General features: G+C 34.9%; 19 protein-coding genes. 12 read left to right on the top strand and 7 right to left on the bottom strand.

Features of this window, described 5'->3' with window-relative positions; genetic code table 11:
- Positions 1-42: 42 nt before the first annotated feature.
- The gene (locus AC5XHR_RS02645) at positions 43-651 is read left to right on the top strand and encodes a hypothetical protein (protein ID WP_495949228.1); all 609 of its coding nucleotides are present in this window, start codon (positions 43-45) and stop codon (positions 649-651) included.
- On the opposite strand, the gene AC5XHR_RS02640 is transcribed toward AC5XHR_RS02645, so the two are convergent.
- Complete coding sequence (locus AC5XHR_RS02640; RefSeq protein WP_495949227.1) at positions 648-1,001, bottom strand: hypothetical protein; 354 nt, start codon at positions 999-1,001, stop codon at positions 648-650. The genes AC5XHR_RS02645 and AC5XHR_RS02640 overlap by 4 nt on opposite strands.
- A 90-nt stretch (positions 1,002-1,091) precedes the next feature.
- Here AC5XHR_RS02640 and AC5XHR_RS02635 point away from each other — a divergent pair, with 90 nt between their 5' ends.
- The 6 genes from AC5XHR_RS02635 (at position 1,092) to AC5XHR_RS02610 (ending at position 6,579) form a co-directional block, all read left to right on the top strand.
- Positions 1,092-2,744: a dipeptidyl-peptidase 3 family protein gene (locus AC5XHR_RS02635; RefSeq protein ID WP_495949226.1), complete on the top strand. Its 1,653-nt coding sequence runs from the start codon at positions 1,092-1,094 to the stop codon at positions 2,742-2,744.
- Positions 2,745-2,750: 6 nt separating this feature from the next.
- The gene (locus AC5XHR_RS02630; RefSeq protein ID WP_495949225.1) at positions 2,751-3,200 is read left to right on the top strand and encodes a GyrI-like domain-containing protein; all 450 of its coding nucleotides are present in this window, start codon (positions 2,751-2,753) and stop codon (positions 3,198-3,200) included.
- Positions 3,201-3,465: 265 nt separating this feature from the next.
- On the top strand, positions 3,466-3,804 hold the full coding sequence (locus tag AC5XHR_RS02625; protein WP_495949224.1) for a single-stranded DNA-binding protein: 339 nt from the start codon (positions 3,466-3,468) through the stop codon (positions 3,802-3,804).
- Between the two features lie 2 nt (positions 3,805-3,806).
- A complete protein-coding gene (locus tag AC5XHR_RS02620) occupies positions 3,807-4,250 on the top strand; it encodes an HRDC domain-containing protein (protein ID WP_495949223.1) in 444 nt (147 codons plus the stop codon).
- A 137-nt stretch (positions 4,251-4,387) separates the two neighbouring features.
- Complete coding sequence (hisS, locus tag AC5XHR_RS02615) at positions 4,388-5,731, top strand: histidine--tRNA ligase (protein WP_495949222.1); 1,344 nt, start codon at positions 4,388-4,390, stop codon at positions 5,729-5,731.
- Positions 5,732-5,787: 56 nt separating this feature from the next.
- Positions 5,788-6,579, top strand: coding sequence for a class I SAM-dependent methyltransferase (locus AC5XHR_RS02610; protein WP_495949221.1), 792 nt, complete (start codon positions 5,788-5,790; stop codon positions 6,577-6,579).
- Between the two features lie 67 nt (positions 6,580-6,646).
- On the opposite strand, the gene AC5XHR_RS02605 is transcribed toward AC5XHR_RS02610, so the two are convergent.
- The 5 genes from AC5XHR_RS02605 to aroB all read right to left on the bottom strand — a co-directional run bounded on the left by AC5XHR_RS02605 (position 6,647) and on the right by aroB (position 10,535).
- Positions 6,647-6,883, bottom strand: coding sequence for a YtxH domain-containing protein (locus AC5XHR_RS02605; protein ID WP_495949220.1), 237 nt, complete (start codon positions 6,881-6,883; stop codon positions 6,647-6,649).
- Between the two features lie 185 nt (positions 6,884-7,068).
- The gene (locus AC5XHR_RS02600) at positions 7,069-7,653 is read right to left on the bottom strand and encodes a porin family protein (RefSeq protein ID WP_495949219.1); all 585 of its coding nucleotides are present in this window, start codon (positions 7,651-7,653) and stop codon (positions 7,069-7,071) included.
- A 342-nt stretch (positions 7,654-7,995) separates the two neighbouring features.
- Complete coding sequence (locus tag AC5XHR_RS02595) at positions 7,996-8,586, bottom strand: porin family protein (protein ID WP_495949218.1); 591 nt, start codon at positions 8,584-8,586, stop codon at positions 7,996-7,998.
- Positions 8,587-8,641: 55 nt separating this feature from the next.
- A complete protein-coding gene (locus AC5XHR_RS02590; RefSeq protein WP_495949217.1) occupies positions 8,642-9,235 on the bottom strand; it encodes a porin family protein in 594 nt (197 codons plus the stop codon).
- A gap of 262 nt (positions 9,236-9,497) precedes the next feature.
- A complete protein-coding gene (aroB, locus tag AC5XHR_RS02585) occupies positions 9,498-10,535 on the bottom strand; it encodes a 3-dehydroquinate synthase (protein ID WP_495949216.1) in 1,038 nt (345 codons plus the stop codon).
- Between the two features lie 91 nt (positions 10,536-10,626).
- Here aroB and AC5XHR_RS02580 point away from each other — a divergent pair, with 91 nt between their 5' ends.
- The 5 genes from AC5XHR_RS02580 (at position 10,627) to AC5XHR_RS02560 (ending at position 17,838) form a co-directional block, all read left to right on the top strand.
- Positions 10,627-11,796 carry a proline dehydrogenase family protein gene (locus AC5XHR_RS02580; RefSeq protein WP_495949215.1) on the top strand — a complete coding sequence of 390 codons (1,170 nt, stop codon included), beginning with the start codon at positions 10,627-10,629 and terminating at the stop codon, positions 11,794-11,796.
- Positions 11,797-11,956: 160 nt separating this feature from the next.
- Complete coding sequence (priA, locus tag AC5XHR_RS02575; RefSeq protein ID WP_495949214.1) at positions 11,957-14,404, top strand: replication restart helicase PriA; 2,448 nt, start codon at positions 11,957-11,959, stop codon at positions 14,402-14,404.
- Between the two features lie 146 nt (positions 14,405-14,550).
- Positions 14,551-16,002: a D-alanyl-D-alanine carboxypeptidase/D-alanyl-D-alanine endopeptidase gene (dacB, locus tag AC5XHR_RS02570; protein ID WP_495949213.1), complete on the top strand. Its 1,452-nt coding sequence runs from the start codon at positions 14,551-14,553 to the stop codon at positions 16,000-16,002.
- A 134-nt stretch (positions 16,003-16,136) separates the two neighbouring features.
- Positions 16,137-17,330, top strand: a complete 1,194-nt coding sequence (gene kbl / locus AC5XHR_RS02565) for a glycine C-acetyltransferase (RefSeq protein WP_495949212.1) — start codon at positions 16,137-16,139, stop codon at positions 17,328-17,330.
- 61 nt (positions 17,331-17,391) lie between these two features.
- Positions 17,392-17,838, top strand: a complete 447-nt coding sequence (locus AC5XHR_RS02560; RefSeq protein ID WP_495949211.1) for a toxin-antitoxin system YwqK family antitoxin — start codon at positions 17,392-17,394, stop codon at positions 17,836-17,838.
- On the opposite strand, the gene AC5XHR_RS02555 is transcribed toward AC5XHR_RS02560, so the two are convergent.
- A complete protein-coding gene (locus tag AC5XHR_RS02555) occupies positions 17,828-19,174 on the bottom strand; it encodes a sulfite exporter TauE/SafE family protein (RefSeq protein WP_495949210.1) in 1,347 nt (448 codons plus the stop codon). The genes AC5XHR_RS02560 and AC5XHR_RS02555 overlap by 11 nt on opposite strands.

Below are 19,174 nucleotides of genomic sequence, written 5' to 3'. Positions count from 1 at the left end.
CAATCCAAATAGGTTCTATCTTTATTTCCTTATTTTTAAGGTATGAGAAAGTTGATTTTAGTTTTGTTAATAATGAGTTTGACTATGTTTTCGGCTCAAGAGGTTTCGGATTATCGAGTGAATTCTTTGGTGAGTGAGGTGAAAAAGGATTCGCCGATTGATGCATCCGATTCAAATGCTTGGGATTTGTTGGAACAAGTCTATCAAGTGACATTGCAGCAAGATCAGGGTGACTTGGAAAAAACCGATTTCGTTAAAAATTTAAATGCCTTTCTTGATAACCCGAAAAGCAAGAATACGTATTTAACTATACTACATCTATACTATAACGAAGTGTTTCGAAAAGAAATTTCTTCTGAAAATCCGGATTACAATTTTTTAGTCGATTTGGTTGTAGCAATGAAAAATGAGTACAATTTTGTCTATAAAAAAGAACCTGTAATGATTACGATTTTACATGCAGAAATGCTTCAATCTGCGGGAAAGAAGGACGAATCTAAAGAGGTTGTTGCAAAAGGTTTCAAAGCACACCCAGAATCAATTCCGTTGCAAGTGTACACGGCGATTAACACGAATAATGACAAAATGAAAGCAGAATTGGTGAAGAATCATCCAAATCATTGGATGATAATTCAATTTTTAAAGAATTAATCGTCGTTTTTCTTGACAAGCAATATCCAATCATCTTCTAAATAGCGATAGCCAATATCATAGACGAATTGGTATTCAGCGCCATTTTTATACTTTTTAAGATTGGTGAAATAATCAAAACTAAAATCTAAAGCAATCAAACTTTGTTTGGTAACTTTCGCTTTTCCGTCAGTGAATTTCTGACTTTCTAAAATGCGATGATTCTTACGCAAACGATTGTTAATCGCCCTCATCAAGTTAGACGAAACTTTGTTTTGTTTGTTGTTAAAGGCATTGCGACACGCATCATTGCAGAACTTTTTGTCGGCTCTACCTTTAATAATTTCTCCACATTCCAAACACGTTTGCATACGATGATAATTTCAAATAAAAGATACTAATTTTTTCGTATTCGCATTCATTTTTTCAGTTTTCCGTACCTTCACATGAAAATTAGAACAATGAATTTTAAATACATATTATTGGGTTCCGTTGTTTGTGCAGGGCTTTTGGCATCATGTACGACTCAAAATCCTCAGAAACAAAATCCTATGGAAAATTCCCAAGTTAAAGAAAATGGCTACGCATACCAAGACTATGCAAAAGTGGCGTTAACAGCTGATATTTCGCATTTAACGAAGAATGAAAAAGAAGTTCTTGCCAATATGTTCAAAGCGGCGAAAGTTATGGATGATTTGTATTGGGAGCAAGCCTATGGAAATAAATCTTCACTATTGAAAGGTCTTTCTGGCGAAGCAAAGCAATATGCGGAAATCAATTATGGCCCTTGGGATCGATTGAATAATGATGTTCCATTTTTGGCTAATGTAAGTGCAAAACCAGCCGGTGCAACATTTTATCCTGAAAATATGTCTAAGGAAGAGTTTGAAAAAGCAAATCTGAAAGATGGAAAATCTCCATACACGGTTATTAAAAGAGATTCAAACGGAAAATTAATAAGTGTTCCGTATTCAGTTCAATTTAAATCGAAACTTCAAGAAGCAGCTTCGTATTTAAATAAAGCTGCTGAATCTGCCGACGATACTGGGCTTAAAAACTATTTACAACTTCGAGCAAAATCATTGTTGAACGACGATTTTTATCCGAGTGATATGGCTTGGATGGATATGAAAAATTCCAAATTGGATTTGGTGATTGGGCCAATTGAAAATTATGAAGACCAATTATTTGGTTATAAAACATCGTATGAGGCCTATGTTTTGGTAAAAGACGTGGAGTGGAGCGCAAAATTGGCAAAATTTGTAAAATATTTACCAGAATTGCAACGAAACCTTCCGGTTCCTTCGGCGTATAAGAAAGAAGTTCCGGGAACGGATTCGGATCTTAATGCATATGATGTCGTGTATTACGCAGGAGATTGTAATGCTGCGGGAAAAACCATTGCGATCAACCTTCCAAATGACGAGAAAGTTCAATTGGAAAAAGGAACGAGACGCCTTCAACTTAAAAATGCGATGAAAGCGAAGTTTGATCAAATTTTAGTTCCAATTGCAAATTCATTAATCGACGATAGTCAAAAGAAAAATATTAAGTTTGATGCGTTTTTTTCCAATGTGATGTTTCACGAAGTAGCGCATGGATTAGGAATTAAATCAACGATTAATGGAAAAGGTTCTGTTCGTGAATCTTTGAAGGAAGCGAATTCCGCTTTAGAGGAAGGGAAAGCAGATATTCTTGGTTTGTATATGGTGAATCAACTTCTTAAAAAAGGAGAATTACAAGGTTCTAAAGAAGATTATTTCGTGACTTTTTTGGCGGGAATTTTTAGATCGGTTCGTTTTGGAGCAAGTTCCGCTCACGGCCAAGCAAATATGATTGCATTCAATTATTTTGCTGAAAAAGGAGCTTTTCAAAAGCTTTCAAACGGAAAATATAAAGTGGATGTTACCAAAATGGAACAAGCGATGAATGGACTTTCGGAGCTGGTTTTAACACTTCAAGGAAATGGAGATTATGAAGGTGTAAAAAATCTGTACGCAACGAAAGGAATAATTCCTACAGATTTACAAAAGGATTTGGATAAATTAAAAACGCAGAACATTCCGGTGGATATTGTTTTTGAACAAGGTCCACAAATGTTAGGTTTAAAATAAAATACGATGAAAGACGGATTTAAAATTATTGGAATTGCGATTAGAACAGCCAATAAAAACAGTCAAGCCTTGCAAGATTTGGGCGCACTTTGGGGACGATTTTTTTCAGAAGCAGTTGCAGAGAAAATTCCACATAAGATTTCGGATGAAATTATAGCTATTTATACCGATTATCAAAGTGATTATACGGAAGAATATACCACAATCATTGGAATGAAAGTTTCCGAATTAGACGAAATTCCAGAAGGGATGATAGGTCGTGAATTTCCAGCAGAGAATTTTCAACTATTCACAGCAAAAGGTGAAATGCCCAAAGCTGTTGGTGCAAAATGGATGGAAATCTGGAGCCAAGATTCACAACTCAAAAGAGAATACACGTACGATTACGAGGTTTATGGCGCCAAATCTCAAAACGGCGAAAACTCGGAAGTCGATATTTTTATTGCGGTTAAATAAAGAATTTTGACTTATATAATAAAACGTCCAGCGAAACAAAGTTTCGCTGGACGTTTTATTGAATATTTTCTAATTTTCAATTTTGATTACTTTTCCTTTATTCATTGGTTTTTTCTATGTTTTGTATCCGTTTTCAAACGACTACAAACGATAATAAACGCTTCTTTACCGACTACGATTTCCGTTTTTGTCAACCTTTGTCCCAGAGATTTGAGAGACAAATGAAAGACTCGAATCTGAATGTTTAATTAAAATTTTAGAAATCATGTCACTAAGAAACAAAGTAACCTTAATTGGTAGAACAGGAAAAGAAGTTGAAATCATCAATCTAGAAAATGGGATTTTAGCAAAAGTAAGTTTAGCAACTTCGGATTTTTTTACAAATTCGAAAGGCGATCGAGTAGAAGAAACCCAATGGCATAATTTGGTTGCCTACGGGAAAACAGCTGATATTATGCAGAAGTATGTCGAAAAAGGACAAGAAATTGCGGTGGAAGGTAAAATTGTTTACCGCTCGTATGAAGGAAATGATGGTCAAAAAAGATACATCACCGAAATTCGAATTGAGGAAATTATATTATTAGGAAAACCTAAAAGCGAATAACCATGAAACTCCAACTATTTAAAATTCGGTTAGAGGAAAAGTTTCTTCTTCAAGATCAGCACGATTTAGATGAGTTTCTTTCTCGAAATGAAGTTTATAAAGTAGAAACTGCTTTTGTTCAAACGAAAGAACCGTATTGGTCGGTAATTATTTTTGTGAATTCTGAAACGAAAATGATGCTTAATGAGAATGATAATTTGACGTATTCTGAAGAAGTGATTTCCGAATCGGAAGAGAAAATTCTAGAAGCGTTAAAGCTTTGGCGAAGCGAAAAATCAAAGGTTCAGAAAATTCCAACGTATTGCATTGCGACCAATAAAGAACTTTTAGTTGTTGCGAAAAGCAAGCCTCACAAAAAGGAAGAGTTGAAACTTATTAAAGGTTTTGGAAAACACAAAATTGAAAACTATGGTGATGAAATCATCCAATTAGTGGAGAATTTTTAGTTAAAAATTCCTTTTTATTCTAAACAAAGGACGAATTCGAATTTCGTCCTTTGTTTTTCTTACGTTTCTAAAAACAGAGCCGAATAAATTCCGTATTTTTGTCGCTTATTTTAATACAGACTTTTAGTACGAAATTCATGAAGCCATCACTAGCAAAAGGAACTCGAGATTTTACAGCAGCAGAAGTTGTCAAAAGACGTTACATTATCAACACCTTGCAAAAGAATTTTGAATTGTTTGGTTTTCAACCTTTGGAGACGCCAAGTTTTGAAAATTTAGCAACTTTAACTGGAAAGTACGGTGAAGAGGGTGATCGTCTTATTTTTAAAATATTGAATTCTGGTGATTACGCTTCAAAAACGAAAGATGAAGATTGGAATGCGAAAAATTCTCAAAAACTAATTTCTCAGATTTCTGAAAAAGCGTTGAGATACGATCTTACGGTTCCTTTCGCACGTTTTGTAGCGATGAATCAAGGTCAATTGAATTTCCCATTTAAACGATATCAAATTCAACCCGTTTGGCGCGCAGATCGACCTCAAAAAGGTCGTTTCAGAGAGTTTTATCAATGTGATGCGGATGTTGTTGGTAGCGAGAGTTTATGGCAAGAAATTGATTTCGTTCAATTGTATTTGAAGTCATTTCGCGATTTGAATATTCCAGTGAAAATCCAGTTTAATAACCGGAAAATTCTTTCAGGCTTGGCTGAATACGCTAATATTTCAGAGCAATTAATCGATTTTACAGTGGCTTTGGATAAGCTAGATAAAATTGGAAAAGACGGTGTTGTCAAAGAGCTTCAAGAAAAGGGAGTTGCTGATGATGCAATTGAGAAACTAAGTTTCTTGTTTGAAAATTATCCTCAAGAGAAAGTTTTAGAAATTCTAAAAACGTCTTTTGCGGAAGTTGAAATAGGAAAATCTGGTGTTGAAGAGCTTGAATTTGTCTTAGAAGAATCTAAAAAATTGGGTGCAGCTAATGATTTGGTTTTCAACATTACATTAGCTCGTGGACTCGATTATTACACAGGTGCAATTTTTGAAATTAAAGCCGAAGGAGTAGAAATGGGTTCTATCGGTGGTGGTGGAAGATATAACAATCTTACGGAAACGTTTGGTGTGAAAAATGTTCCTGGAATTGGGATTTCGTTTGGATTGGATCGTATCTTTTTGGTGATGGAAGAATTGAAACTTTTTCCTGAGAATACGACTTCTGGAATCGATTATCTTTTTGCAAACTATGGTGATAAAGAAGCAATTCACGCTCAGAAAGTGATTACACAATTGCGTTTAAAGGGAAATTCTGCTGAACTTTTTCCAGATGCTGGAAAAATGAAAAAATTCTTTTCTTATTCAGAAAAACGTGGTGTGAAGAATTTGGTTTTTCTAGGTGAATCTGAAATCGAAAATCAAACCATTACCATTAAGAATCAAGAAAATGGTGAACAAAAAACAATTTCTATTTCTGAATTTTTAGGATAGTAATTTTTACATAATTCAAACTCGATTTTTATCTTTGATGAAAATTGAGTTTTTTTATGGACGAATATTTGAAAATAAACCAAGAATCTTGGAATAACAAAGTTGCCTATCATTTAGATTCCAAGTTTTATGATATGGAAGGATTTATGAAAGGCGAAACCTCCCTTCCAAGTTTGGATGTTGAGTTGTTGGGAAATGTACAAGGAAAAACTGTATTGCATTTGCAATGTCATTTTGGTCAAGATTCATTATCAATTTCACGATTAGGTGCGAAAGTAACTGGCGTTGATTTATCGAATAAAGCTATTGATTCAGCGAAATTGATCACAGAACAACTTCAGTTGGATGCCCAATTTTTGTGTTGTGATATTTACAATTTACCAAATGAATTGGACGAAAAGTTCGATGTCGTTTATACGAGTTACGGGACTATTGGTTGGCTTCCTGATCTAAATCGTTGGGCGGAGGTTATTTCTCATTTTCTAAGACCAGGTGGGAAATTGGTTTTTGTGGAGTTTCATCCTTTTCTATGGATGTTTAATGACGATTTTACAAAGATTAAATATCCATACACTTCCAAAAATCCAATTGTTGAAGAGTTTGAAGGAACATATGCCGATACATCGGCGCCAATAAAACAAGAATATGTCATGTGGAATCACTCGCTATCCAACGTTTTTAATGCTTTACGAAATCAAAATCTAAAGATTCAACATTTCGAAGAACATACCTATTCGCCGTGGCCTTGTTTTAAAGAAGTAAAAGAAATAGCACCGAAAAAATTTATTATTCCGAATTTGGGAGAGCATGCTCCGTATATTTATTCGGTTGTTGCAACTAAGGATTAAAAAACAAAAACCACTCGAAAGAGTGGTTTTTGCCGTGTTGTGTGTAATATGAATGCATATAAACTGCTTAGGATACTTGATCTTCAGCTTTGTTTTTAAGTTGGCTGGCTTTATCTTGCACCTGATCTGCTACTTGATTAGCCTTGTCCTTAATATCATTACCCCATTTATTAAAGTTGTCTTTTGCGGTATTGATTTTATCTTTTACCATTTGTTTTTCTTCTGGAGTTGATTTTTTATATTTCCAATAAGCTAATGCTCCTAATCCTAATAATGCTAATAAGCCATTTCTTTTATTACTCATGATTTCTGATTTTTTTATTTAACTAAGTGTTGATGTTTTATGTAATGTAAAAAGCGTACCAAAATGAGAACGAAGATTATTAATATTTGTTAATTATTTTATACGATTTCAATATAATCTATTTCATAAAAAAATCAGGCCATAAAATGACCTGATTTATATTTTAAGTTTAACTAAAATGTGTATTAGAATTTATACGCTAAACCAACGTGGAATGCATTGTTTTTGTTTTTAGCATCTGCACTAATTCCACTATCATCTTTCGTGAAATCTGTAAAACCTGCCACATATCTTGCTGTTAGTCCAATATTCTGTGTAAAATAATACCCAGCTCCTAATCCAACACCAAAGTCAAAATTATTCATATATTTTTTGATGTCATCAGACTCATTATCATTTCCTGAGTTTTTTACTTTTGCACTTGTTAAAAAGCTAAACTGTGGACCTGCTTCTAAATAAAATTGAGGCGTTGCATTATATTGGAACATTAATGGAACTGAAATATAATCCAAATTTAGATTTACATTATCACCATTTATTTCTCCCAATTTCGAACCTAATCTGTTATAAAGAACTTCTGGTTGAATGCTGAAAGATTCAGCTAATGGTGCATTCATGAAAACACCTGCGTTAAAACCTACTTTAGATTTCGCATCATTAAAACCATCATCACTAATGCTTGAAATGTTTGCCCCACCTTTAATACCAAATTGCTGTGCGAAAGTCATAGTCCCAACAACTAATCCTAATCCTAAAAATAACTTTTTCATAATTTCAAATTTTTAATTTCTATTTTCAAATGTCTTCGTTACTTTTTTTTATCGTTGAAGACGAGGCGTATATTTCAAATTCTTTGCCAAAATGAAAAAAAATGACATTTTTAGGTAAAAATTTAAATAAATGTTTAATTTTTTTATATTTTAAATCATTGTAAATCAGCTAATTAAAAATAGATTTGTATTTAAAACTAAAAATGTTTCAAAATTCTAGTTTAGGTGCACAAGTAGAGATTTATGGGTTTTTTATTATAAAATAAGTACTGTTATTTATCAATTCTAAAAGATAAAAGCCCGAAAAATTTATTTTCGGGCTTTTATTTAAGCTATATTTCCTTATTTGAATTTGTAAGATAAACCTACTTGGATGTTATTATTTCGTACATCTTTGTTGCTTCCATTTCCTCTCATAATATCAGAAAAACCAGCAACATATCTCGCATTAACTCCTAGATTTGGAGTAATCCAATATCCTAAACCTGCTGCAGCTCCAAAATCGAAATGATTTAAATTGTCTACATTACTTTCAGTCGTTTCATTATCGTTTTTGAATTTACTAGAAACTAGAATTCCGAATTGTGGTCCAGCTTCCAAATAAAATTTTGGCGTAGCATTATACTGGATCATAACTGGAACGGTAACATAATCCAATTTCCAAGTTGTATCTTGTAATAGATCATTATCTACTGATTGATCAGCTTTACCTTTTGTACCTAATGTATTGTAAAGTGCTTCGGGTTGCAAACTGAAAGATTCTGAAAGCGGAATGTTGATAAATGCACCCGCATTCCATCCAAATTTATATTCTGTATTTACATTTTCAAGTCCTGCCACAGTAGATAAATTACCACCTCCTTTGATACCAAAAGATTGAGCATAACCTAGAGTACCTATTGCAAGCGCTGCTCCTAAAAATATTTTCTTCATAACTTTAATTTTAAAATTTTAATTGTTTCCTTATTTAATATAAGTGAATTGCTATTTATTTAAATCTGAAAGCCAAACCAACTTGTACGTTGTTATTGTTTCTTACTTTTTTATCAGATTCATTATCTTTTGTTATATCTGTAATTCCAGCAACATATCTAGCATTAACTCCTAGATTTGGTGTAATCCAATATCCTAATCCTGCGCCAACTCCAAAATCAAATTTATTCAGATCGTCCGCGTTATTTTTTGTTGTTAGATTATTTGATTTGAATTTACTTAACAACATATAACTAAATTGTGGACCCGCTTCAACATAAAATTTTGGTGTTGCATTGTACTGAAACATAACAGGTACAGAAATATAGTTTAATTTCCAGTTTACTTCTTCCACTTCAGTACCTATAATTGGTTCGTCAGAATTCAACATGGCACCCATGGTGTTATAAAGCACTTCAGGTTGTATGCTAAATTTTTCATTAACAGGGATGTTAACAAAAGCACCAGCATTCCACCCAAAATTATATTTAGCGTCAATATTTTCCAATCCACTAACTGTGGTGATATTACCACCACCTTTAATACCAAAAGATTGTGCAAAACTCAAAGCACTCATCGTAATCGCCGCTCCTAAAAATAATTTTTTCATAATATTAAATTTTACTAAAGTATTTCTTAAATTAAGGTGTGTAAGTGTCAAAATACTTGCCAAAATAGATTGTTTTTGATGTTAAAATTGAATTTTAACACAATTCCGCATTACTTTAGTTTGGTTTAAAATATTGGTAATCAATTGTATATATTGGTAAAATAGGTATTTCTGAAGCGGAAGCGAAAGCATCACTGTTCAGTCCACAAAATCAATTTTTGTGGAAAAACGGTAGTATGAAATGAGAAAAATTTAGAAAAATTTAGAGATTTTTATAAAAGTCTAAAGCTTTTACGATTGCGTTTTCACCCGATTTGTAATCATAAGTACAACTTCCAATCCCATCTAGTAATGAAAAAATGATATTCCCAGCTTCATTCTTTTTGTCATTCACCATTAATTTTATCAAGGTTTCGTTCGAAAAGCTAGAAATATTTAGTTTAGGATAATATTGATTTAGCTTTTTGATGATTTCGTTGCAGGTTTCTTCAGAAATTAGATTTTCTAAGTACGAAAGATAGGTTTCGCAGATCATTCCTGCGGCAACGGCTTCACCATGTGGAATTATATTTCCGCTTTGCAGAAAAAGGCTTTCAAAAGCGTGACCTATGGTATGACCAAAATTTAAGGTTTTACGGATGTTTTGTTCCTTAAAATCGGTTTCCACTACGTGTTGCTTAATCTGCATGGAGGTTTCTATTGACGGTGCAATGGTTTCTGGTGTTAATTCTTCAATAGCCGTCAGTATGTTCCAATGATTAGCATCAGCAATTAAACCGTGCTTTAGCATTTCAGCAAATCCACTTCGAAGTTCAGTGAAAGCTAAGGTATTTAAAAAAGTTGGGGACACGAATATTTCTTCTGGTAAAGCAAAAGTCCCGACAATATTTTTAAGAAATTGATGATCAATGCCCGTTTTTCCTCCAATAGAGGCATCGCACATCGCCAATAAAGTGGTTGGAACGTTGATGAACTTAATACCTCTTTTATAAGTTGAAGCCACAAATCCACCCATATCTGTGATAACACCTCCGCCCACATTTATCATCAATGCTTTTCGGTCACATTCGAATTCTGAAAGAATTTCCCAAAGTTGGGCTGCGGTTTCTATCGTCTTCATTTCTTCGCCTGGCTCGATTTCTAAAATTTCGAAAGGAATCTCGGTTTCCAGGTTGGCTAAAAGAAAGGGAAGACAGTAGTGATGCGTATTTTCGTCGCAAAGAATAAATAGTTTGCTTGGGTTGGTCTCAGATATAAATTGATTTAGCTGCGAAAAGTCAGCATCAAGCATGGTGATCATGTCGTAATTTTTGCACAAATTTAAACCATAATTTGTTAGGTGCAATTGCTTAATGATTATTAAATTTGTCGCTATTAAAAAACAATCTATAATGTCTATTTTCAACGATACTCAAATTGCTTTTGCAGATAAAACCGATAAGCAGCTAAAAAAAGCTTATTGGATGTTTAAAATGATTGAAAAACCCACTTTAACTACGTTGGGTACTTCCATTTTGAATTTTACCGTTCATAATAACTTTCCATTTGTGAAGGATATTGTAAAGAATACATTGTTCGAACAATTTGTTGGTGGCGAGACGCGTGAGGAAAGTATGAAAGTGGTAAAACAGCTTTTTAAAAGAGGTGTGGGAAGTATTTTTGATTATTCTATTGAGGGCAAGCAAGATGAGGAGACATTTGATGCGGTTTGTAAAGAGATTAAAGACATTGTTCGTTTTTCGGTAGGAAATCCTGCAATTCCGTTTATCGTATTCAAACCAACTGCTTTTGGTAGGATTGATTTGTATGAAGAAGTTGGAAAAGGAGTGGAGTTAACAGAAACAGAAAAGGCAGAGTGGGAGCGCGTTGTACGTCGTTTTGATGAAGTTTGTAAAATGTGTTGGGAGAATGACAAAAAAGTGATGGTTGATGCAGAGGAAACATGGATGCAAGGAGCAGCAGATCAGCTCTGTGAGGAGATGATGGAGAAATACAATAAGGAAAAACCTATTGTTTGGAACACGATTCAGATGTACAGAACGGGTCGAATTGAGTACATGACGGAGCATTTGCAAAGAGCGAAAGAAAAAGGATACTATATAGGATATAAGATTGTGCGTGGTGCTTATATGGAAAAGGAAAGAGAAAGAGCTGCCGTAAAAGGGTATGCAGATCCTATTCAACCAACGAAACAAGCAACAGATGATAATTATAACGCTGGTATTGACTTCGTTATGGCTAATATGGATGTAATTTCAGGTTTCTTTGGAACACACAATGAAAAATCTGCGGAGTTAACGATGGATAAGATGAAGCAAGACAACCTACCACATGATTTGAACAATATTTATTTTGGTCAGTTATACGGTATGAGCGATAATATGACGTTCTATCTTGCAGATAAAGGCTATAATGTGGCGAAATATCTTCCGTACGGCCCAGTGAAAGATGTCGTTCCTTATTTAACGCGTAGAGCTGCAGAAAATACTTCGGTTGCAGGACAAACCGGAAGAGAATTAGGGCTTATCGAAAAAGAACTTAAAAGAAGAAAATCAAAATAATTCCTTTTTGTGATTTTATTTTGAATGCGACATACAAAACAAAAAGCGGAAGTGTTTCCGCTTTTATTGTTTTGCTATATGAGGTTTCCGACTAAATATTTCCTATTTTTGTGTTTAACAAAACAAGATTAGATCTCTCAAAATCGGATTTCTCACATTCATGACTTTTGCTCAGATTATTTTACCGCTTAACCTCAAAGGAAGCTTTACGTACCGTATTCCTGAGGAGTTACAAGATCACATTCAGCTAGGTATGCGGGTTTTGGTGCCTTTTGGTGGTAAGAAAATCTACACAGGAATTGTCCTCGAATTTCATGACAACGAACCGGAAACTTTTCAGCCTAAAGATATTCTTAGTTTGTTGGACGATATGCCTATTTTGCCCATTCAATCCTTGAAATTTTGGTCTTGGTTAAGTTCATATTATCTATGCAATATTGGTGATGTGTATCGTTTTGCGTTTCCGTCTTCGATGAAATTGGAAAGTGAAACGTATTTAAAATTAAAACCCGAAGCGGTTATTGATCACGAGATTTTAGATGCTAATGAGTTGTTTTTGATTCAAGCATTGGAAGTTCGTCAAATTATTAATTTAAAGGACATTGAAGCGTTTATTCCGAAAAAGGAAATCATTAAAACGGTTCATGCGTTAATTGATCTTCAGTTTATCGAGATTGATGAAGCCGTTCAAGAAAAATACAAATCCAAAGAAGTGAAATATTTGTTGATTAATCCAGAAATTATGAAGGATAATCAGCTTTCAGAGGTTTTTAAAGTTCTTAAAAAATCACCAAAACAAAATGCTTTATTACTTCACATTCTCGGAATTTATTCAGAAGATACTTCAAAACCGATTCGGAAATCCGACGTTTTTGAAAGCGGAGAATTTTCTTCAAGTCATTTAAAAGGTTTGCTAGAAAAAGATTTCGTTCGAGAATATGTGTTGAATGAAGATCGAGTTAGCTTGTATCAAGGTGAAACCGAATCTACAGAGCAACTTTCGGAACTGCAACTACAAGCAAAAAGTCAAATTGATGAAGCTTTTAACGAAGGAAAAAATGTTCTCTTACACGGCGTTACATCTTCTGGGAAAACCCACGTCTATCTGAAGACGATGGAAGAATTTACCGAACAAGGAAAAACGGTTTTGGTTCTTCTCCCAGAAATCTCATTAACGAAGCAGATTATTGGTCGTTTGGAGAAAAAATACGGATCCAAATTAGGTTTTTACCACCAAAAAATGACCGATTTTGAGAAGGTTGAAATTTGGAAAAAAGTTCGCCAAAATGAGCTTCAAGTGATTATTGGGACTCGAAATGCGCTTTTCCTTCCGTATCAGAATTTAGGATTAATTGTGGTGGATGAAGAGCATGATCAAGCCTATAAACCTCGGGAGGCAACTCCGCATTTTCATGGTCGTGATGCAGCTTTGTATCTTGCCAGCTTGTATCAAGCACCTGTTATTTTGAGTTCGGCTACGCCTTCTTTGGAATCGTATTTTTTGGTTCAAACAGGGAAGTTGGCTTATGTGAAACTGGAATTTCGTTTTCAAGATATTGCGTTGCCGAAATTGGAAATCGTTGATTTCAAAAAAGCTTTGGACACCAAAAATGCGATCGGGAATTTCTCGAATGACGTTTTAGGTCAGATGAATTTGATTTTGGAAGAGCATAAGCAAATCATGATTCTGCATAACAAAAGAGGCTATTCTAATGTCATTGAATGCGAAAGTTGTGGCTACGTAACCTATTGCTCCAATTGCGATGTGGTGATGACGTATCATAAGTTTTCACATGAAATGAAATGCCACTATTGCGGTCATAAAGCGGCAAAACCTACTTCTTGTCCGAAATGCCATTCTAAAAACTTAAATGAAAAAGGAATCGGTGTCGAGCAAATTCATGAAGAAGTTTCCAAATTATTTCCGAAATCTGAAGTCGATCGTATGGATGTAGATTCCATGCGCCGAAAGTTCGCCTACGAGAAGCTTTTTGAGAAAATGGATTCTGGTGAAACCGATATTTTGGTAGGAACGCAGATGATTTCTAAAGGTTTGGATTTTGATCATATCGAATTGGTGGCGATTCCACGTGCTGATCAGATGTTGTATGTTCAAGATTTCCGTGCCGAAGAACGAGCATATCAACTGATAACTCAAGTTTCAGGAAGAGCGGGAAGAACTTCTGGGAAAGGAAAAGTAATGATTCAGACCTTTTCGCCAGATCATTCTATATTTCAATTAATCAAGGAAGAAAATCCTGATAAAATCTATCAATACTTTTTAGAAGAGCGCAAAAAATTCCATTATCCGCCATTCACTCGATTGGTGATGTTGGAGTTGAAACACCGCAAAGAAGACAAAGTTCATCGAGCGGCAACTTTTATGGGAAGTATTTTGCGAAAATATCTTCACGAAGCCATGGTTTTAGGACCCGAAAAAGCGCCAATTCCGAGATTAAATACCTACTATCAGTATCAAATTTTATTGAAATTTCCACGCGGAAAAAACTATCAAGCCTGCAAAGATTTGTTAAAAAAGAGTTTGGAAGAATTTGATGAAATTCAAGCGTACCATTCCATCAAAAAATCCATTCTTGTCGATTTTTAACAATTTTTAACGCATTTTAGGCCTATTTTATCATTTGTTCGGGTATCGTTAGCACAATATTTTTATACTTTTGATTGTTTGTAAGAAGAATGAGATTTTGTTAAAATTAAATTTCAAACTCATTCTTGCTATCCAAATTTAGATTGATGACGAAACTGAAAAATTTTTATGTAGGACTTTCTTTCTTTGCCACTTCGATCGTATTCGGTCAGACTTCTATATCCACATCGCATTACCCGAACATGTATGACAACCAAGTCGCCAATTCTAAGGAGACTCGGGAAGCTGTTATGACGGTGAAAGATCAAATTGATATTGCGGTGAATTCGGTAATGTCTGATCCCGTTTTGCGAAACGCCAGTTGGGGTTTTGTGATTTATGATCCAAAGACAAAGAAAGTGATTAATTCTTTCAATGAAACTTCTTCTTTAATTCCAGCTTCAACAACCAAATTGCTTACAACGGAAACCGCTGTGGCGATTTTAGGAATGAAGTATACGTGGCAAACGCAATTGGAATATTCGGGAAGTATCGATGAAAGTGGAACTTTGAACGGAAACCTATACATTGTAGGTAGTGGCGATCCCTCATTGGGAACGGGTAAAGCTGGTGCACTCCGTTATGCAGAATTGATTAATGATTTTAAATCAGAAATTGCTTCGAAGGGAATTAAGAAAATTGCAGGGGATATTGTTATCCAAACGGCAGTGTTCAAGAATAATAAGCGTGATGAGCTTCCAGCGAATATCGTATGGATGGAGCATGGCGGCTATTATTTACCAGCGGGAAGTACTGCAGATGTTAATCCTAGAAATGAGCAATTAACGGCTAGAAAGTCAAATCCATTTGATGATAAAAAACGTTATTTCTATATCTCACCGTGGAGTAAAAAAATGGTGTATTCCGATACTTACGAAGGGAAAGGCTTAACGTCTAAATTACCAGATCCACCAGCATATTTAGCAAATAATTTACGAGCTTCATTAGTGAAGTCAGGTGTTGGAGTTTCAGGAAAAGTGATTAGCAAAGTGGTTGATCCAAATCCGGAATCAAGAACGGTAATTCATACGTATAAATCGCCGACTTTGAAAGATATCGTTTATGATACCAACCAACGAAGTGACAACGCAAATGCGGAAGCGCTTTTACGTATGGTCGGTTTTCAAAAAGATGGTGACCAAACGTTAGAGTCGGGAAGAAAAGTGATTCGTGAGCATTTGGAAAGTATCAATTTTGATACTGATGGTTTGAATATTTTCGATGGAAGCGGATTGTCTAGAAGTAATCTAGTAACTCCGATTGCTCAAGTGAAATTCTTAACGAAGTTGATGAACGAACCGTATTTTAAAGATTATTTTGAATCGCTTCCGATTGGCGGACAATCCGGAACGTTGAAAAAATCATTTCAAGGAAATGGATACGGACAAGTTTTTGCAAAAACCGGAACTTTGAATCGTGTGAAAACCTTAGCTGGATACATCAAAACAAGATCAGGAAAATTGTTGCCTTTCTCGTTAATGATTAACAATTATACAGGAAGTGTAGATCAAGTAAAAGCACGTATGGAACGTATTTTGGACCCTGCGATTGATTTATAGAATTCGGTAAATTAAAATAGAAATTAAGGCATCTTCTTCGGAAGATGCTTTTTGTTTTTAACGAATTTTTAAGGGAATCCGATTCGGGAAATCAAGCCTAAATTTGTATCTTAGCGAAACTAAAATTACGAAAAATGCTATCATCAAAATTTGTAGATCATTTACAATCTGAACTTCAAAATATCGACAACGAAGGACTTTTTAAGAGAGAGCGTATTATTACGTCGCCTCAATCCGCAGAAATCGTTGCCAATGGGAAAAAATTACTCAATTTTTGTGCGAATAATTATTTAGGATTATCCGATAATGCTGAGGTTATCAAAGCGTCTCAAGATGCGATTCAGTCGCACGGATACGGGATGTCTTCGGTACGTTTTATTTGCGGAACGCAGGATATTCACAAAGAATTAGAAGCAAAAGTTTCCAAATTTTTAGGCATGGAAGATACGATTCTATATGCTGCTTGTTTTGACGCGAATGGTGGGGTTTTCGAGCCTTTATTTTCAGAAGAAGACGCTATTATTTCGGATGAACTAAATCACGCTTCAATTATTGACGGAGTTCGTTTGTGTAAAGCGGCGAGATACCGTTATAAAAACAACAATATGGAAGATTTGGAAGCGCAATTGAAAGCAGCTTCAGAAAAAAATCATCGTTTCCGTATTATTGTTACTGATGGAGTTTTCTCTATGGATGGTATTGTTGCTGATTTGAAAGGAGTTTGTGACCTTGCTGACAAATACGATGCAATCGTGATGGTTGATGATTCTCACGCAACCGGTTTTATTGGTAAAACAGGACGTGGAACGCACGAAGCAAATGAAGTGATGGGTAGAGTAGATATTATCACATCGACGCTAGGAAAAGCTTTAGGTGGAGCTTTAGGAGGTTTCACATCAGGAAAAAAAGAAATCATCGATATGTTGAGACAAAGATCTCGTCCGTATTTATTTTCGAATTCTTTAGCGCCAGGAATTGTAGGTGCAGCAATGAAGGTTTTGGATATGATCTCGGATGACACAAGTCTTCGTGATAAAGTGATGGATAATGCTCAGTATTTCCGTACAGAAATGAAAAACAGAGGTTTTGATATTCCTGATGGTGACGCAGCGATCGTTCCGGTAATGCTTTACGACGCTCCGCTTTCTCAAAAAATGGCTGAAAAGCTAATGGATGAAGGAATTTATGTTATCGGTTTCTTCTATCCTGTAGTGCCAAAAGGAAAAGCGAGAATTCGTGTTCAGCTTTCTGCGGCGCATACAAGAGAACATTTGGACAAGGCGATTGCTGCTTTTGAAAAAGTTGGAAAAGAATTAGGCGTAATTTAATTTCAAAAAATTTAAATCATAAAACGGAATTTCATACTTTTATTGAAATTCCGTTTTTTTTATGACTCGATTTCTACTATTCGTAAGTGCATTTGTTTTATTGGCTTCATGTTCCAAGAAAATCAATCAGTATGTCACTCAAGATAAAATAAAAGTTCGTGATGGACGTTGGGTTGAGAAAGATAAAGACGAGTTGGGCGAATATATTTCCAAAGGAAAATACAAACTTGGAAACAAGATCGGAACATGGAAAACAACCTACCAAGGAAAAAGATATCACAGAGAAAAATTCAAAGGAAATACGTCTTGGATAACTTTTTATCACTCAAACGGAAAAAAAATGGAAGAGGGTGCTTCAAAGGTTGAGCACACATCAATCTACGTAAACTGGTATTACGACGGACTTTGGAAATACTACAACGAAGATGGAAGTTTACGAACCACCAAAGTTTTTGACTTTAAAAAACGAGATTCAACAATTGTAGACAAACCCTATATTAGAAAATAGACTTGTAAATGGTTATGGAACTCATAATCATCACCAAAATACTAATAGCAATCGTCATTTTCTTAACGGGCAATCTAGACGTTAGCATCGCTGAAAAAGGTGCTGTAATTACACCTCCAAGCAACAGCCCAAGAATAATATTCCAATGATGACCTCCAAGTGTAAATAGAAAAGTTATTGCGCTGGTAATCGTCAATAAAAATTTAGCGAAAGTTGAACTTCCCACCACGTAGCGTGGAGTTCGACCATCTTTAATTAAGGATCCTGTAACTAATGGTCCCCAGCCACCACCCGCAAATCCATCGATAAACCCACCTAAAGTCCCTATAAATGGTAAGTTTGTCGCTTTTCGTTTTAGTCGGCTTTTTTGTTTTGATGAAAGGGTTTTCGTAAAAATATTGACTCCAAGAAAAAAGGTGTATGCTGCTATTATTGGTTTAACAATGTGAGCATAATTCTCGCCAAAATAGGTTAATGCTAAAGAACCGAGAATCGCCCCAACAGTGGCATATGGAGCCAGATTTTTTACCAATTTGAAGTTGATGTTTTTCAATTTGTAATGGCTGTAGGTTCCCGCTGCCGATGTAAATGATTCTGCGGAATGAATACTTGCGCTCACAATAGGTGGTGGAACATTCAGCAACAATAAAATAGTCGTACAAATTACGCCGTAGCCCAGTCCCATAGATCCAGCAACCATTTCGGCGATAAATCCAACCAAAATCATCCAAAGAAAAAGATAGCGATCTTGCTCAAAAAATGCTTTGGCTTCAGGATACCAATGAAATTCATAAATTGATATGAATAGAAATCCGACAAGTAACAACAATCCGATTATTGCTAGGAAAATATTGGCTTTAAGCTTTGCAGCTTTGGCATATTGTGTAAAATACTCTAAAACCTCATATGGAGTTTGATACGTTTTCGTTTTTGGAATCTCGGATTTCGCTTTTCTAATAATTTCCTTTTCTTGATTTGAAATTCGCTCTAAAATTGGTTCTGCCGAATCATGATGAACGTACGAACAGAATTGATGCGCTTGTTCTTGAAAAGAATTCCAATCGGTTTTATCGGTTGATAAATAAATAGCAACGTCTTTATTTTTAAAATCATCTTCTTTTGGAAAGCCTTTATTAATGGTGATTTCCGATTTGTTTTGAAATTTATCTAAAACGGGAGAATCGGAATTGGAAACAAAGATTGAAATCGATGCAAAGTCAAATTCCAAATACGAAGAAAGCCGCTTTTTAAGCAAATCAGCTTCACCAAACAGCAAAATATGTGTTTGTTGGGCTTGAAGATATAAAGGAAAAAGCGACTTCTTTGGATGATGCAT

The sequence above is a fragment of the Kaistella sp. CFF1-2 genome (genome assembly GCF_059509915.1).
The sequence above is the reverse complement of the archived record's forward strand: the minus strand, read 5'-3'. Positions and strand labels throughout refer to the sequence as shown.

Excerpts from the sequence above, each read along its gene's own strand:
- hisS (WP_495949222.1), top strand. The coding sequence starts at position 4,388 with ATGAAGCCATCACTAGCAAAAGGAACTCGAGATTTTACAGCAGCAGAA.
- AC5XHR_RS02590 (WP_495949217.1), bottom strand. The coding sequence starts at position 9,235 with ATGAAAAAATTATTTTTAGGAGCGGCGATTACGATGAGTGCTTTGAGT.
- AC5XHR_RS02635 (WP_495949226.1), top strand. The coding sequence starts at position 1,092 with ATGAATTTTAAATACATATTATTGGGTTCCGTTGTTTGTGCAGGGCTT.
- AC5XHR_RS02645 (WP_495949228.1), top strand. The coding sequence starts at position 43 with ATGAGAAAGTTGATTTTAGTTTTGTTAATAATGAGTTTGACTATGTTT.
- AC5XHR_RS02555 (WP_495949210.1), bottom strand. The coding sequence starts at position 19,174 with ATGCATCATCCAAAGAAGTCGCTTTTTCCTTTATATCTTCAAGCCCAA.
- AC5XHR_RS02630 (WP_495949225.1), top strand. The coding sequence starts at position 2,751 with ATGAAAGACGGATTTAAAATTATTGGAATTGCGATTAGAACAGCCAAT.
- aroB (WP_495949216.1), bottom strand. The coding sequence starts at position 10,535 with ATGATCACCATGCTTGATGCTGACTTTTCGCAGCTAAATCAATTTATA.
- AC5XHR_RS02560 (WP_495949211.1), top strand. The coding sequence starts at position 17,392 with ATGACTCGATTTCTACTATTCGTAAGTGCATTTGTTTTATTGGCTTCA.
- kbl (WP_495949212.1), top strand. The coding sequence starts at position 16,137 with ATGCTATCATCAAAATTTGTAGATCATTTACAATCTGAACTTCAAAAT.
- priA (WP_495949214.1), top strand. The coding sequence starts at position 11,957 with ATGACTTTTGCTCAGATTATTTTACCGCTTAACCTCAAAGGAAGCTTT.
- dacB (WP_495949213.1), top strand. The coding sequence starts at position 14,551 with ATGACGAAACTGAAAAATTTTTATGTAGGACTTTCTTTCTTTGCCACT.
- AC5XHR_RS02640 (WP_495949227.1), bottom strand. The coding sequence starts at position 1,001 with ATGCAAACGTGTTTGGAATGTGGAGAAATTATTAAAGGTAGAGCCGAC.
- AC5XHR_RS02605 (WP_495949220.1), bottom strand. The coding sequence starts at position 6,883 with ATGAGTAATAAAAGAAATGGCTTATTAGCATTATTAGGATTAGGAGCA.
- AC5XHR_RS02625 (WP_495949224.1), top strand. The coding sequence starts at position 3,466 with ATGTCACTAAGAAACAAAGTAACCTTAATTGGTAGAACAGGAAAAGAA.
- AC5XHR_RS02595 (WP_495949218.1), bottom strand. The coding sequence starts at position 8,586 with ATGAAGAAAATATTTTTAGGAGCAGCGCTTGCAATAGGTACTCTAGGT.
- AC5XHR_RS02610 (WP_495949221.1), top strand. The coding sequence starts at position 5,788 with ATGGACGAATATTTGAAAATAAACCAAGAATCTTGGAATAACAAAGTT.
- AC5XHR_RS02580 (WP_495949215.1), top strand. The coding sequence starts at position 10,627 with ATGTCTATTTTCAACGATACTCAAATTGCTTTTGCAGATAAAACCGAT.
- AC5XHR_RS02620 (WP_495949223.1), top strand. The coding sequence starts at position 3,807 with ATGAAACTCCAACTATTTAAAATTCGGTTAGAGGAAAAGTTTCTTCTT.
- AC5XHR_RS02600 (WP_495949219.1), bottom strand. The coding sequence starts at position 7,653 with ATGAAAAAGTTATTTTTAGGATTAGGATTAGTTGTTGGGACTATGACT.